The organism is Methylobacterium ajmalii (assembly GCF_036448855.1).
Taxonomy (GTDB): Bacteria; Pseudomonadota; Alphaproteobacteria; order Rhizobiales; family Beijerinckiaceae; genus Methylobacterium; species Methylobacterium ajmalii.
This window is the reverse complement of record NZ_JAZFXT010000067.1, coordinates 1-14,171: the sequence shown is the minus strand read 5'-3', so window position 1 is coordinate 14,171 and position 14,171 is coordinate 1. Positions and strand designations below refer to the sequence as shown.

The window sequence follows — 14,171 nt, the reverse complement described above, 5'->3', positions numbered from 1 at the left end:
CGGCCGGCACGCCGATCACGGTCGGGGCGCGGGTGTCAGCGGTGTTGAAGCCGTAACCGGCGTTGAAACCGGCGTAGAAGCCCGTCCAGGTGAAGACCGGCACCGGGGTGAAGACCGGCGGCGGGGCAACGCGACGCGGCAGGTCGGCGGCCGAGGCAGCGGCGGACAGGCCGACGAGGGCCACGGAGGCGAGGAGGATCTTCTTCATTGTCTGACTGGTCCTGATTGGCGAGAGCCGGCGCGCTTCTATCCCCGGTCGGTCACCCGGTCTGTCGCATTCCTGCAACGAGGCCAGGGTTTACCCCGCCACCCGTCAACGAAGCGTGAATCGCGGACCACCCGGAGCGGGAAAAATCGAGCTGCGACGGTGACTTGTCGTTAACCATGGCACCGCGGCCGCACCCCGGGCGATGTCCACCCGGCCTGTGCGGAAGATGTGTCCGGCCGCACCTCCCCGCCCGGCCGCATCCGGAGAACGCCGCCCGGCGCCGTCCTCGACCCACCGGTAATCGCGGGATTCCCCACGGCCCGAGGCGCCGAGCCGGCCGGTGTCGCCGGGGCCCGCCGTCTCCCGCGCGGGGGCGCCGCCGCGATCGCCCCCGGCGGCCCGGCGCCGGGTCGTCGCCGTCACCGGACAAATCACGGCCAGCACTTGACAAATGCCCGCGCATCGGGCGTGTCCTGCGGGCGGTCGCGTGCCCGACGCGACGGAGCAATGGCGTGAACGTCCCGCCTCGGATCACCGGCGCGGGACTGGCTGCGAAACGACTTTGCCTCCCGGCCGTTGCCGCGACGGTTTCTCCGCGCCGGCCCGATCGGCCCGCGCGCAACGGTTCTCCTCAGGATGTCATTCGCCGAACTGGGTTTAAGCGAGAAGGTCCAGCAGGCCGTCGAGGCCGCGGGCTACACCACGCCGACCCCGATCCAAGCCCAAGCCATTCCGCACGTTCTGGCGCGGCGCGACGTGCTGGGCGTCGCCCAGACCGGCACCGGCAAGACGGCGGCCTTCACGCTGCCGATGCTCACCATGCTCGAGCAGGGCCGGGCCCGCGCCCGGATGCCGCGGACGCTGGTCCTCGAGCCGACGCGCGAGCTCGCCGCGCAGGTCGTCGAGAACTTCGAGCGCTACGGCACCAACCACAAGCTCAACGTCGCTCTCCTGATCGGCGGCGTCTCGTTCGCCGACCAGGACATGAAGATCACCCGCGGCGTCGACGTGCTGATCGCGACGCCCGGGCGGCTCCTCGACCACTTCGAGCGCGGCAAGCTGCTGCTCACCGGCGTCGAGCTCCTCGTCATCGACGAGGCCGACCGGATGCTTGACATGGGGTTCATCCCCGACATCGAGCGCATCGTGAAGATGGTGCCGTTCACCCGCCAGACGCTGTTCTTCTCGGCGACCATGCCGCCGGAGATCCAGCGCCTCGCCGACGACTTCCTGCACAACCCCGTGCGGGTCGAGGTGGCGCGCCCGGCCTCCACCGCCACCACCATCACCCAGCGCCTCGTGGCGACGGGCGCCGAGGGACACCAGAAGCGCAAGACGCTGCGCAAGCTGATCCGTGCGGCCGAGGAACTCAACAACGGCATCATCTTCTGCAACCGCAAGCGCGACGTCGCGCAGTTGCAGAAGTCGCTGTCGAACCATGGCTTCAACGTCGCGGCTCTCCACGGCGACATGGACCAGCGCGCCCGCATGGCGGCGCTCGACGCCTTCCGCTCCGGCGAGGTGCCGCTGCTGGTGGCCAGCGACGTGGCCGCCCGCGGCCTCGACATCCCGGCGGTGAGCCACGTCTTCAACTTCGACATCCCGCACCACGCCGAGGACTACGTCCACCGGATCGGCCGCACAGGCCGGGCCGGCCGGGCGGGCGCCGCCTTCACCCTGGTCGGCCGCGGCGACGAGAAGTCGCTGTCCGCGATCGAGACCCTGATCGGCCAGCCGATCGCGTGGGCCGACGGTGACCTCGCCAGCCTTCCCGACGAGGAGCCCGGCGAGGCGGACGATCGCCGCCGGCGGGGCGGCCGCGGCCGCCGCGACGAGGGCCGAAAGGACGAGGGGCGCCGCGAGGAAGGCGGCCGCCGCGACGAGACGCGCCGGCGCCGCGCCCGCAGCCCCCGCACCGAGGAGCCCACCCGCGGCACCGGCGAGGGGCAGGCCGCCGAGGCCCGGCCCGCCGCCGAGGAGCGCCGCCCGCAGGAGGCCCGCGGGCCGGAGCGTCGTCCCCGGCAGGACCGTCTTCCCCGCGAGGAGCGTGCTCCCCGCGAGGAGCGTGCTCCCCGGGAAGAGCGTCCGGTTCAGGAGGAGCGTCGTCCCCGCGACGAGCGCCCGCCCGCCCGCCGCAACGACCGCGGGCGCAACCGCGACGACGACGCGATGCCGGACGCCGCGGTCGGCCTGGGCGATCATGTCCCGGCCTTCCTGCTACGGCCGGTTGTGCTGAAGAAGCGTCCGGATTCCGAGTAGTCTCCGGATTTTCTCGTCTGCCGGCGCTTTAGGGGCGCCGGCTTTAACTGCTTCTCCACGGAACGACCGTAATGGTCTCCGGAAGGCGGCGGCACGAAGCCGGCGCCCAGCGCGGAGACGTTCGATGCCTGACCTGAGCAGCGCCGACCTCGATCGGAGCTTCTTGTTCGGTCAGCGGGCGATGGAGCTGATGAAGGCGTATCGCTCGTCGGCGACGCCCCGCAGCTACGCCGTCTGGTACACCTATGTCGCCGGCCTCAACCCGCAACTGACCGAAACCGTCAAGCGCATCACCGCCGAGCATGGCGCGCTGAGCGACAACGCCGTCGACCAGCTGTTCGAGACCTATCTCGACGGCCGCCGGCTCTCGAGCGAGACCGAGCGGGCGAGCAACGGCGTGCTGGCCGAGATCGAGCAGATCATGGAGATGCTCGACACCGCGCTCGGCTCGACGGCGCGCTACGGCGCCTCGCTCCAGGCCTTCAGCCAGGATCTCGCCGCACCGGCGGTCAACCGCGCCCGGGTGCGCGAGATCATCTCGTCGCTCGTCGTGACCACCCGGGACGTGGCGGCCAACAACCGCACCCTCGAGGCGCGGATGCGCGAGAGCCGCAACGAGATCGAGACCCTGCGCGAGACCCTCGAAGCGGTGCGGGTCGAATCCCTGACCGATCCCCTCACCGGCATCGGCAACCGCAAGCACTTCGAGGAGATGCTGCACAAGGCAGTCGACCATTCGGCGGTGCAGGGACAGCCGCTCTGCCTCGTCGTCCTCGACATCGACCACTTCAAGCGCTTCAACGACCTCTACGGCCACCTGACCGGCGATCAGGTGCTGCGCCTGGTGGCGATGACGATGCGCGAGAGCGTCGAGACCCGCACCACGATCGCGCGGTTCGGCGGCGAGGAATTCGGGATCATCCTGCCGGATTGCGACCGGGCGAGCGCCCGCGAGGTGGCCGAGAAGGTCCGCACCAGCGTGATGGGCCGCGAGCTGGTCAAGCGCTCGACCGGCGAGAGCCTGGGCCGCATCACGATCTCGGTCGGCGTGGCGATCTATCGCCGCGGCGACACCGCGGTGTCGCTCCTGGAACGGGCCGACCACTGCATGTTCACCGCCAAGCGCTCGGGCCGCAATCGCGTCGTCGACGACGGCGTGCCTGCCGATACGATGCACGACGTCGCCTGAATTCGGTCCAAGGCGGGCCGCACGCGGCGGCCGCCCGGGAGAACGCTGCCCTCAGGCGTGGGCGGCGGTGAGCGCGTTGGGATCGGCCGGGGTGATCGCCACCGACTCGCCGCAGCCGCAGGCCGAGGTCTGGTTGGGATTGTTGAACACGAACTGCGACGACAGCTTCGTGGTCTGGAAATCCATCTGCGTACCGAGGAGGAACAGCACCGCCTTCGGGTCGATGAAGACGCGCACGCCCTTGTCCTCGATCATGTCCTCGCCGGCCTTGCGCTCCTCGGCGTATTCCATCGTGTAGCTCATCCCGGCGCAGCCGCCGTTCTTGACGCCGACGCGCAGGCCCGCGATCGGGCGCTCCGCGTCGGCCATGATGCCCTTGATCCGCGCGGCGGCGGCGTCCGTCAGCGACATCACCTTGAAGCTCGGTGCCATGGTCAAAACTCTCTCCGGCGGCCGGGTTCAAGGCCCGGGCGGTTGAGGCGTGAAGTTACGTCTCGGAAGATAAGCATCCCGTTGCCGATGGTCCACCGGCGGGACGTGCTAGGATGGGATCGCACGGAGGCGGCCATGGCGGAAGCGGCACGGCGGCGGATGACGCCGGAGGAATTCTTCCGCTGGCAGGAGGGCCAGGACGAGCCGTTCGAGCTCGTGGATGGCGTTCCGATCCCGAAGCACCGGATGATGACCGGGGCGAGCGTCCAGCACGACCGCGTGACGGTGAACGTCATCATCGCTTTGGGCAATCAGCTCCGCGGCTCCCGCTGCCGGCCGACGACGGACGACGTCTCGCTGCGCACCAGCCTCACCACGATCCGGCGGCCCGACGTCACGGTCGAGTGCGGCGAGATGGTCTACGACACGCACGAGGCCCGCGAGCCGCGCCTCGTCGTCGAGGTCGCCTCCCCGTCCACGACCACCGTCGACCGGACCGTGAAGCTGGAGGAGTACAAGCGGCATCCGAGCCTGCGATACATCCTCCTCCTCGAGACCGTGGCCCCGGTCGCCCTGCTCTACCGCCGCGAGGCGGAGGGCTGGCGGCCGGAGCTGCTCGAGGGGCTGGCCGCCATGATCGCCCTGCCGGAGATCGGGGCCGAGCTGGCGCTCGCCGAAATCTACGACGGCCTCGCCTTCCCGCCCCGCATCACCGACGCGATGCGCTGAACCCGCTCACCACATGTCCAGCGCGATGCGGGCCTCGTCCGACATCCGGCTCTGGTCCCACGGCGGATCGAACACCATCGTGACGCTGCAGCCGGCGATGCCCGGCACCGCCGAGACGGCGTTCTCGACCCAGCCCGGCATCTCGCCGGCCACCGGGCAGCCCGGGGCGGTGAGCGTCATGTCGATGGCGACGTTGCGGTCGTCGGCGATGTCGACCCGGTAGATCAGGCCGAGCTCGTAGATGTCGGCCGGGATCTCCGGATCGTAGACGGATTTCAGCGCCGCCACGATGCCGTCGGTCAGGCGGTCCATCTCCTCCGGCGGGATCGCGGAAGCGGTCACTTGCGCGTTCAGCGGCGGGGTCGTCGCGCCGGTCGCGGCGGGGGTATCGGTCATGGGGTCCTCACGCGAACATCCGTTCGGCCCGGGTCAGGGCCGAGACGAGGGCGTCGATCTCCGCCGTCGTATTATACAGGCCGAACGAGGCGCGACAGGTGGAAGTGGCGCCGAACCGCTTCAGCAGCGGCATGGCGCAGTGGGTGCCGGCGCGGACCGCGACGCCCTGGCGGTCGATCACGGTCGCGACGTCGTGGGCGTGCGCCCCCTTCATCTCGAAGGCGATCACCGCGCCCTTGGTCTTCGCCGTGCCGATGATCCGCAGGCTGTTCATGCCGCGCAGGCGTTCCTGCGCGTAGGCGAGCAGGTGCGCCTCGTGGGCGGCGATGCGCTCGCGTCCGAGGCTCATCATGAATTCGAGCGCCGCGCCGAGCCCGATCGCCTCGATGATCGCCGGGGTGCCGGCCTCGAAGCGGTGCGGCGGCGCGTTGTAGGTGACGCGCTCCTCCTCGACGATCTCGATCATCTCGCCGCCGCCCTGGTAGGGGGGCAGGCGCTCCAGCCACTCCTTCTTGCCGTAGAGCACGCCGATGCCGGTCGGCCCGTAGACCTTGTGGCCGGTGAAGACGAAGAAGTCGCAGTCGAGGGCCTGGACGTCGACCGCCTGGTGGACCGCGCTCTGGGCGCCGTCGAGCAGCACCGGCACGCCGTGGGCGTGGGCGATGCGGACGATCTCCTCCGCCGGCGTCACCGTGCCGAGCACGTTCGACATCTGGGTGATCGCCACCATCTTGGTGCGGGGCGTGAAGAGCTTCTCGTATTCCTCGACCAGGAAATTGCCCTCGTCGTCGACGGGGGCGAACTTCAGCACGGCGCCGCGGCGCTCGCGCAGGAAGTGCCAGGGCACGATGTTGGAATGGTGCTCCATGATCGACAGGATGATCTCGTCACCCTCGCCGATCAGGCCGGCCCAGCCCATGCTGCTCGCCACGAGATTGTAGGCCTCGGTGGCGTTGCGGGTGAAGATGATCTCGTCGGTGGAGCGGGCGTTCAGGAACTGGCGCGTCGTCTCGCGCGCGCCCTCGAAACCGTCCGTCGCCGCGTTCGCCATGAAGTGCAGGCCGCGATGCACGTTGGCGTAGGCCGTTTCCATCGCGCCCGACATCGCGTCGATCACCGCCCGCGGCTTCTGGGCCGACGCGGCGTTGTCGAGATAGACCAGCGGCTTGCCGTAGACCTGCTGCGACAGGATCGGGAATTGCGCCCGGATCGCCTCGACGTCGTAGGGGGTCTGCAGGACGGGTGCGTTCATGTCGGGCTCTCGTGCGTACGGGGTCGGGCCGGCCCGCTCGGGCCGGCCCCGTCGTCGTCAGCCGCGGCGAGCGAGCCAGGCCTCGGTCTCGGCGATCATCGCGGCGCGGGCGCCCTCGTGGGACACCGCCTCGATCGCCTCGCCGAGGAAGGCCTGGACCAGCAGGCTCTCGGCCTGGGCCCGCGGCAGGCCGCGGGCCATCAGGTAGAACAGGAGCTCGTCGTCCGGCGCGCCGCAGGTGGCACCGTGGCCGCAGGCCACGTCGTCGGCGAAGATCTCCAGCTCCGGCTTGTTCATCATCTGCCCCTCGTCGGTGAGGAGGAGGCAGTCGGACTTCATCTTGCCGTCGGTCTTCTGGGCGACCTGGCGGACGATGATCTTGCCCTGGAACACGCCGGTGGCGTCGCCGTCGATCACCGTCTTGAACTGCTCGCGGCTGATCCCGCCGACGGCGGCATGGTCGGCGAGCAGGGTCGAGTCGGCGAGCTGGCCGTCGCGGATCATCGCGGCGCCGTTGACGGTGGCGGTCGCGTCGTCGCCTGCGAAGTGCAGGTAGAGCTGGTGGCGCGACAGCACCGCCCCGGTCACCACGTTGACGGTCTCGATGTGCGAGCCGGCGCCGAGGCGGGCCGACACGGTCGAGAGCGCGATGGCCGCGTCGCCCTCGATGTTGAGGCGGCTGTGCAGCACGCGGGCGCGGTCGGCGATCACGACGTCGAGGACGTCGTTGGGCTGGTACGCGATCCCGTCCGGGCCCTCGTGGCTCTCGAGGATCGTCACCTCCGAGTCCTCGCCGGCGACGACGAGCACGCGGGTCGCGGTCGAGAACGGCGACGACCCGGTGCCGACGAAGCGCAGGTGCAGGGCGCGCTCGACCTTGGCGCCGGCCTCGACCCGGATCACCGCCCCGTCCGCCATGAAGGCGGCGTTGAGCTGGTAGATCGGGTTCTCGCGGGTCTGCTCGACCGGGGCGAGATGGTCGAGGAGCGGGTGGCCCTCGGCCATGGCCTTCGCGAAGGTCACCACCTCCAGGCCCTCGGGCAGGCCCGAGAGGTCGGAGAGCGCCGGGACCAGGTGGCCGTTGACGAAGGTCAGGCGCGCGGCCTCGATCCCGGCAAAGCCCCGGGCCGCCTTGACGGCGTTGCGGGCGGTCTCAGGCTCGGGCGCCTCGGCCGGCGGGGCGGCCTCGCGCACGGCCGCGCGCAGGTCGGTGTACTTGAACGCCTCGACGCGGCGATGCGGCAGGCCCGCCGCCTCGAAGTAGCGAAAGGCCTCCTCGCGGGCGATGGCGGCGCCGGGGAGCTTGAGCCGCTGGACCTCGAAGAGCTTCGACAGCCCGGTCTCGGCGGCGGTGCGGAGGGTGGTGACGTCGGCCATGGTCACGCGGCCTCGTTCGCCCGGTACTCGGCGTAGCCCGAGGCCTCGAGCTCGAGGGCGAGCTCCTTGCCGCCGGACTTCACCACGCGGCCCTGCGCCATGACGTGCACGGTGTCGGGCACGATGTGGTTGAGGAGCCGCTGGTAGTGGGTGATGACCAGGAAGCTGCGGTTCTGGGCGCGCAGCGCGTTCACGCCCTCCGAGACGATGCGCAGAGCGTCGATGTCGAGGCCCGAATCGGTCTCGTCGAGGACGCAGAAGCGCGGCGAGAGCAGCGCCATCTGCAGGATCTCCATGCGCTTCTTCTCGCCGCCGGAGAATCCGACGTTGAGGGCGCGCTTGAGCATCTCGCGGTTGATCTCGAGCTTGTCGGCGGCCGCGAAGACCTGGCGCATGAAGTCGGGCGTGGTCAGCTCGTCCTCGCCGCGGGTCTTGCGCTGGGCGTTCATCGCCGCCTTGAGGAAGGTCATCGTGCCGACGCCGGGGATCTCCAGCGGGTACTGGAAGGCGAGGAAGATGCCGGCCGCCGCGCGGGCATCCGCCTCCATCTCCAGGATGTTCTCGCCGTCGAGCAGGATCTCGCCGTCGAGGACCTCGTAGTCCTCCTTGCCGGCGATGACGTAGGACAGGGTCGACTTGCCGGAGCCGTTCGGCCCCATGATGGCGGCGACCTCGCCGTCGTTGACGGTCAGGCTGAGGCCGTTGAGGATGCGCTTGTCCTCGATGTTGACGACCAGGTTCTTGATTTCCAGCATGATAGAATAGTCCTGACGGGAGCGCGGGCCGAGCGTGCGGCGCCGCGTCCGTAATGGGCGGTATCGGGCGTGGGGCGGTTCCCGGCGCGTCGCCGGGAACCGTGAAGGGGCGATCAGCCCACCGAGCCTTCCAGGCTGATCGAGATCAGCTTCTGGGCCTCGACGGCGAACTCCATCGGCAGCTGCTGCAGCACGTCGCGGACGAAACCGTTGACGATGAGCGCGGTCGCCTCCTCCTCGGAGAGGCCGCGCTGCAGGCAGTAGAACTTCTGGTCCTCGGAGATCTTCGAGGTGGTGGCCTCGTGCTCGAACACCGCCGAGGCGTTCTTCGACTCGATGTACGGCACGGTGTGCGCGCCGCACTGGTCGCCGATCAGCAGCGAGTCGCAGTTGGTGAAGTTGCGCGCGCCCTTCGCCTTCTTGTGCGCCGAGACGAGGCCCCGGTAGGTGTTCTGCGACCGGCCGGCCGAGATGCCCTTCGAGATGATCCGGCTCGTCGTGTTCTTGCCGAGATGGATCATCTTGGTGCCGGAATCGACCTGCTGCATGCCGTTCGACACCGCGATCGAGTAGAACTCGCCGCGGGAGTTGTCGCCGCGCAGGATGCAGGACGGGTACTTCCAGGTGATCGCCGAGCCGGTCTCGACCTGCGTCCACGAGATCTTCGAGTTCGCGCCGCGGCAATCGCCGCGCTTGGTCACGAAGTTGTAGATGCCGCCGCGGCCTTCGGCGTCGCCCGGGTACCAGTTCTGGACCGTCGAGTACTTGATCTCGGCGTCGTCGAGAGCGACGAGCTCGACCACCGCGGCGTGGAGCTGGTTGTCGTCGCGCTTCGGGGCGGTGCAGCCCTCGAGGTACGAGACGTACGAGCCCTTGTCGGCGATGATCAGTGTGCGCTCGAACTGGCCGGTGTCACGCTCGTTGATGCGGAAGTAGGTCGACAGCTCCATCGGGCAGCGCACGCCCGGCGGGATGTAGACGAACGAGCCGTCGGAGAATACCGCCGAGTTCAGCGTCGCGAAGTAGTTGTCGGTGACCGGAACGACCGAGCCGAGGTACTTGCGCACCAACTCGGGATGCTCGCGAAGGGCCTCCGAGATCGGCATGAAGATGACGCCGGCCTTGGCCAGCTCGGCCTTGAAGGTGGTGGCGACCGAGACCGAATCGAACACCGCATCGACGGCGACGCGGCGCTCGGGGGCGATGCCCTCCAGCACCTCGACCTCGCGCAGCGGAATGCCGAGCTTCTCGTAGGTCTTCAGGATCTCGGGGTCGATCTCGTCGAGCGACTGCGCCGCCTTGCGCTTCGGCGCGGCGTAATAGTACAGCTCGTCGTAGTTGATCTTGTCGTACTCGACCCGCGCCCAGTTCGGCTCCTTCATGGTGAGCCAGCGGCGATAGGCGTCGAGGCGCCATTCGAGCATCCACTCCGGCTCGTCCTTCTTGGCCGAGATGAAGCGGATCACGTCCTCGGAGATGCCCTTCTCGGACTTCTCCATCTCGATCGTGGTCTCGAAACCGTACTTGTACTGATCGACATCGATGGCGCGAACGCGATCGACCGTCTCCTGCACTGCAGGCATACCCGTCTCCTACCGCTTACGGCTTCAAGGGCCGCGAGGTGATGACACGGCCGGATGCGAGGCACGCGCTCACGCGGCCCGCTCCCGACGCTTATATAGGGATGAAACCAGCCGATCGAAGGCCGCGAGGAACCTTTCCCCGTCGCCTTGCCGGCTGTTCCACCCCAAACTCACGCGCAGCGCCCCCGCGGACAGGGCGGACTCGACCCCCATCGCCGCGAGCACGCCGGAGCGCGACACCTTGCCCGAGGCGCAGGCCGCCCCGGACGATACCGCCACGCCGTCGAGGTCGAGGGCGATCAGCGCCGTCTCGGCCTTGAGTCCCGGCACGGCGAAGCACAGCGTGTTCGGCAGGCGCTCGGCGCCCTCACCGAACACCACCGCCTCGGGCGCCCGCGCCCGCACCCCGGCGGCGATCCCGTCGCGCAGGGCGGAGAGGCGGACCGCTTCCTCCGGCAGCGCGGCGATCGCCAGCTCGGCGGCGAGGCCGAACCCGACGATGCCCGGCAGGTTCTCGGTCCCGGCCCTCAGCCGCGCCTCCTGGCCGCCGCCGCGGATGAAGGCCGGCTCCAGGCCCGCCCCCTCCCCGAGCACGATCGCCCCGACGCCCTTCGGCCCGCCGAGCTTGTGGCCCGAGAGGGTCACGGCATCCGCGGCGAATATATTGCGCCCAATCGAAATCCGTCCAGCGGCCTGGACCGCATCGGTGTGGAGCAGGGCGCCGTGCTGGCATGTCAGCGCCGCAACCCTCGCCAGGGGCTGGACCACGCCGGTCTCGTTGTTGGCGGCCTGGACCGAAACCAGCGCCGTCACGCCCTCCCCCGCCAAGGTCGCGAGCCGCGCCTCCAGGACGTCGAGACGCAGGACGCCGTCCGCATCAACCGGAAGGATCTCGGTGGCGTTGGGCGTGAACCCGTGCCCTTGCAGGCCGCACGGGTGCTCGGTCGCGCCGATCAGGAGCCGGGTCGGCGCCGGCAGGCCGCGCCGCCGCAGTGCGCCCGACAGGACGGCGTTCGACGCCTCGGTGCCGCCGCTCGTGAACGCCACCCGCGAGGCCGCCGCCCCGACGAGCCCCGCGACCCGGGCGCGGGCCGCCTCGATCGCGGCGCGGGCGGCGCGGCCCTCCCGGTGGATCGAGGACGGGTTGCCCGGCAACTCGACGAGCGCGCGCGCGACCGCCTGCGCAACCTCAGGCTTCACCGCCGAGGTCGCGTTATGGTCGAGATAGGCGCGCTCGCGCTCCATGCGCTGAATTCCTTTGCCTTTCCCCCCGGGGACCGTGCTAAGGCCCGCCCCGGATACGCGTAATCAGACGGTGCGTGCTCACCGGCGCGAGGCGCGGGACTTCAGCACCCGGTTGTTTAGAATGATTCTAGTCATCTAGAACCGTTCTAAGGGTGCTTTTATGGGAGACGGGACCCGAGTCAAGGTTCCGGCCCGGCCCTCTCGTCCGCCGGCGCGCCGCGCTCACGCACCGTTGAAGCCTTTGGAGAGGTGGTTCATGCCCGAGGTCATCTTCGCCGGTCCTGCCGGCCGGCTCGAGGGGCGCTACCAGGCCCCCAAGCAGCGGGGCGCCCCGATCGCCATCGTGCTTCATCCCCACCCGCAATTCGGCGGGACGATGAACAACCAGATCGTCTACAACCTCTTCTACACGTTCGCGAATCGCGGTTTCGCCGCACTGCGCTTCAACTTCCGCGGCGTCGGCCGCAGCCAGGGCTCGTTCGACCACGGCGTCGGCGAATTGTCGGACGCGGCCTCCGCCCTCGACTGGGTGCAGGCGGTGAACCCCGAGGCCCGCGCCTGCTGGATCGCCGGCGTGTCGTTCGGCTCGTGGATCGGCATGCAGCTCCTGATGCGCCGCCCGGAGATCGAGGGCTTCATCTCGATCGCCGCGATGGCCAACCGCTACGATTTCAGCTTCCTGGCTCCCTGCCCCTCGTCGGGCCTGTTCGTGCACGGCTCCGAGGACCGGGTCGCGCCGGCCCGCGAGGTGATGCCGGTGATCGAGAAGGTGAAGACCCAGAAGGGCGTCATCATCGAGCACCAGATCGTCGACGGCGCCAACCACTTCTTCGACGGCAAGGTCGACGAGCTGACCCAGACGGTCGACACCTATCTCGACAAGCGCCTCGGCAAGCGCGACGAGGCGGCGTAACGGCTGCCACGCTCGGGCGAGCTCGCCACTCCCCCCCACCCTCATCCTGAGGTGTCAGTCGATCGTCGATCGACTGACCTCGAAGGAGAGCTCCAGAAGGCTCGGGTCTCTCTGGAGCCCTCCTTCGAGGCTCCCTGCGGTCGCACCTCAGGATGAGGTGGCGGTTGGGATGACGAGCCCGATACGGGCGGACGGTTTCATCAATCCGGCACCGTGATCCTGCTCAGATCCGCCGTCTGTTCCGGGTAGCGCGGGTCCATCGCCTCCAGCGTGTCGGCGACGAGACGGGCGACCGCGAGGTTGCGGAACCACTTCCGGTTCGCCGGCACGACGTGCCAGGGCGCGAGCCGGGTGCCGCAGAGGGTCAGCGCGTCCTGGAACGCGCCCTGGTAGGCGTCCCAGGATTGGCGCTCGACGAGATCGGCGGGATCGAACTTCCAGTTCTTGGTCGGATCGGCGAGGCGGGCCTCGAGCCGTTCCTTCTGCTCGGCCTTCGAGATGTGCAGGAAGATCTTGAGCACCGTGGTGCCCGAGAGTGTGAGCAGGCGCTCGAAGTCGTTGATGAGATCGTAGCGGGGGCGCCACACAGCCTCCGGCACCAGCTGCTTGACCCGGACGATCAGCACGTCCTCGTAGTGGCTGCGGTTGAACACCCCGATCATGCCGCGGGCCGGCACCTGGCGGTGGTAGCGCCACAGGAAATCGTGGTCGAGTTCCTCGGCGCTCGGCGTCTTGAACGACGCGACCTGGCACCCTTGCGGGTTCACCCCCTCGAAGACGTGCCGGATGGTACCGTCCTTGCCGCCGGTATCGATCGCCTGCAGCACGACCAGCAGGCTGCGCTTGCGCTCGGCGTAAAGCCGTTCCTGCAGGTCGCGGATGCGGGCGCGCACCTCGGCGAGGTCGGCCTCGGCCTGCGCCTTGCCGTCGGAGGAGCCCGGCGCGTCGGGATCGATCTCGGCCAGCCGGCAGGGCGCCTCGGGCCGCGACTGGACCACGCCGGGGGGAGGCACCGGCATCGTCGCGCCGTGCTCGGCGAGGAAGCCGGGGCTCGCCGCCGCGAGCAGCCCGGCCTCGTTCGCCCAGGCGGCGGAAGAGGGCCGCGGATGGCCGGAAAGCGAAACCGTCTTGTCTTTCGGGTTCTTCTTCGACATCGGAAGGCGGGGGCTCGGACGAGGAACGGCGTGTGCAGGCGATAACGACAGCGAAGCGGGGCCGTTCCGAAAGGTGCGATTGGTGATCCGGGCGCCGATCTACTTCGTGCGCCACGGCGAGACCGACTGGAACGCCGAAGGCCGCCTGCAGGGCCAGCGCGACATCGCCCTCAACCGCAAGGGCGTGGCCCAGGCCGCGGAGGTCGGCGAGCGCCTGGCGGGCCTCGTCGGCGAGGGCGTCGCCGCCCTGCCCTTCGTATCGAGCCCGATGGAGCGGACCCGCCACACGATGGAGGGCCTGCGCCGCGCGCTCGGCCTCGATCCCGCCGGCTACGCCACCGATCCGCGCCTGCGCGAGATCGGCTTCGGCGCCTGGGAGGGCCTGACCTGGAAGGACGTGCGCCGCGCGGACCCGGCCCGCTCCCAGGCCCGCGACCGCGACCGCTGGGGCTTCTGCCCGCCCGGCGAGGGCGCGGAGAGCTACGCCATGGTGGCCGAGCGGGTGCGCCCGCTCCTCGCCGCCCTCGACGGCCCGACGGTGATCGTGGCGCATGGCGGCGTCGCCCGCGCCGTCATGGTGTCGCTCGGCGTCGCGAGCACCGAGGAGGCGCCCCACCTCGAGATCCTGCAGGGCCGCGTCCTGCTGCTCGAGCCCGGCGGACGGCGCTGGGTCTGACCC

At 69.8% G+C, this 14,171-nt stretch carries 13 protein-coding genes and 1 pseudogene; 5 read left to right on the top strand and 9 right to left on the bottom strand.

The features are described 5' to 3' along the window. A pseudogene (locus V3T34_RS27535) lies at nt 1-208 on the bottom strand (porin family protein); the annotation flags it as partial. Nucleotides 209-844: 636 nt separating this feature from the next. On the opposite strand from V3T34_RS27535, the gene V3T34_RS27530 reads away from it, so the two are divergent. Together V3T34_RS27530 and V3T34_RS27525 are read left to right on the top strand one after the other, a co-directional pair. Continuing rightward, on the top strand, nt 845-2,467 hold the full coding sequence (locus V3T34_RS27530; protein WP_331369330.1) for a DEAD/DEAH box helicase: 1,623 nt from the start codon (nt 845-847) through the stop codon (nt 2,465-2,467). Between the two features lie 124 nt (nt 2,468-2,591). Beyond that, nucleotides 2,592-3,656 (top strand): GGDEF domain-containing protein, encoded by a 1,065-nt coding sequence (locus V3T34_RS27525; protein WP_060847537.1) that lies wholly within the window; start codon nt 2,592-2,594, stop codon nt 3,654-3,656. A 51-nt stretch (nt 3,657-3,707) separates the two neighbouring features. Here V3T34_RS27525 and sufA read toward each other — a convergent pair whose 3' ends face one another. Then, on the bottom strand, nt 3,708-4,088 hold the full coding sequence (sufA, locus tag V3T34_RS27520) for a Fe-S cluster assembly scaffold SufA (protein WP_060847536.1): 381 nt from the start codon (nt 4,086-4,088) through the stop codon (nt 3,708-3,710). A gap of 135 nt (nt 4,089-4,223) precedes the next feature. Between sufA and V3T34_RS27515 the strand changes: the two genes are divergently transcribed. Next, entirely contained in the window at nt 4,224-4,817 is a 594-nt protein-coding gene (locus V3T34_RS27515) for a Uma2 family endonuclease (RefSeq protein ID WP_331369329.1), read from the top strand. 6 nt (nt 4,818-4,823) lie between these two features. Here V3T34_RS27515 and V3T34_RS27510 read toward each other — a convergent pair whose 3' ends face one another. The 6 genes from V3T34_RS27510 to V3T34_RS27485 form a co-directional block, all read right to left on the bottom strand. Continuing rightward, a complete protein-coding gene (locus V3T34_RS27510) occupies nt 4,824-5,213 on the bottom strand; it encodes an SUF system Fe-S cluster assembly protein (RefSeq protein ID WP_060847534.1) in 390 nt (129 codons plus the stop codon). A 7-nt stretch (nt 5,214-5,220) separates the two neighbouring features. Continuing rightward, a complete protein-coding gene (locus V3T34_RS27505) occupies nt 5,221-6,465 on the bottom strand; it encodes a cysteine desulfurase (RefSeq protein ID WP_060847533.1) in 1,245 nt (414 codons plus the stop codon). Nucleotides 6,466-6,522: 57 nt separating this feature from the next. Next, nucleotides 6,523-7,842, bottom strand: a complete 1,320-nt coding sequence (gene sufD, locus V3T34_RS27500; protein WP_331369331.1) for a Fe-S cluster assembly protein SufD — start codon at nt 7,840-7,842, stop codon at nt 6,523-6,525. A gap of 2 nt (nt 7,843-7,844) precedes the next feature. Continuing rightward, nucleotides 7,845-8,597, bottom strand: a complete 753-nt coding sequence (gene sufC, locus V3T34_RS27495) for a Fe-S cluster assembly ATPase SufC (protein WP_091888057.1) — start codon at nt 8,595-8,597, stop codon at nt 7,845-7,847. A gap of 113 nt (nt 8,598-8,710) precedes the next feature. Further along, the gene (gene sufB, locus V3T34_RS27490) at nt 8,711-10,180 is read right to left on the bottom strand and encodes a Fe-S cluster assembly protein SufB (RefSeq protein WP_060847530.1); all 1,470 of its coding nucleotides are present in this window, start codon (nt 10,178-10,180) and stop codon (nt 8,711-8,713) included. 69 nt (nt 10,181-10,249) lie between these two features. Continuing rightward, nucleotides 10,250-11,425, bottom strand: coding sequence for a cysteine desulfurase family protein (locus tag V3T34_RS27485; protein ID WP_331369328.1), 1,176 nt, complete (start codon nt 11,423-11,425; stop codon nt 10,250-10,252). Nucleotides 11,426-11,681: 256 nt separating this feature from the next. Between V3T34_RS27485 and V3T34_RS27480 the strand changes: the two genes are divergently transcribed. Continuing rightward, nucleotides 11,682-12,338, top strand: coding sequence for an alpha/beta hydrolase (locus tag V3T34_RS27480; protein WP_060847528.1), 657 nt, complete (start codon nt 11,682-11,684; stop codon nt 12,336-12,338). Between the two features lie 200 nt (nt 12,339-12,538). Here the strand turns inward: V3T34_RS27480 and V3T34_RS27475 are convergent, their stop codons facing one another. After that, nucleotides 12,539-13,492 carry a polyphosphate kinase 2 family protein gene (locus tag V3T34_RS27475; RefSeq protein ID WP_331369327.1) on the bottom strand — a complete coding sequence of 318 codons (954 nt, stop codon included), beginning with the start codon at nt 13,490-13,492 and terminating at the stop codon, nt 12,539-12,541. An 82-nt stretch (nt 13,493-13,574) separates the two neighbouring features. Between V3T34_RS27475 and V3T34_RS27470 the strand changes: the two genes are divergently transcribed. Continuing rightward, nucleotides 13,575-14,168 carry a histidine phosphatase family protein gene (locus V3T34_RS27470; protein WP_060849412.1) on the top strand — a complete coding sequence of 198 codons (594 nt, stop codon included), beginning with the start codon at nt 13,575-13,577 and terminating at the stop codon, nt 14,166-14,168. Nucleotides 14,169-14,171: the final 3 nt, after the last annotated feature.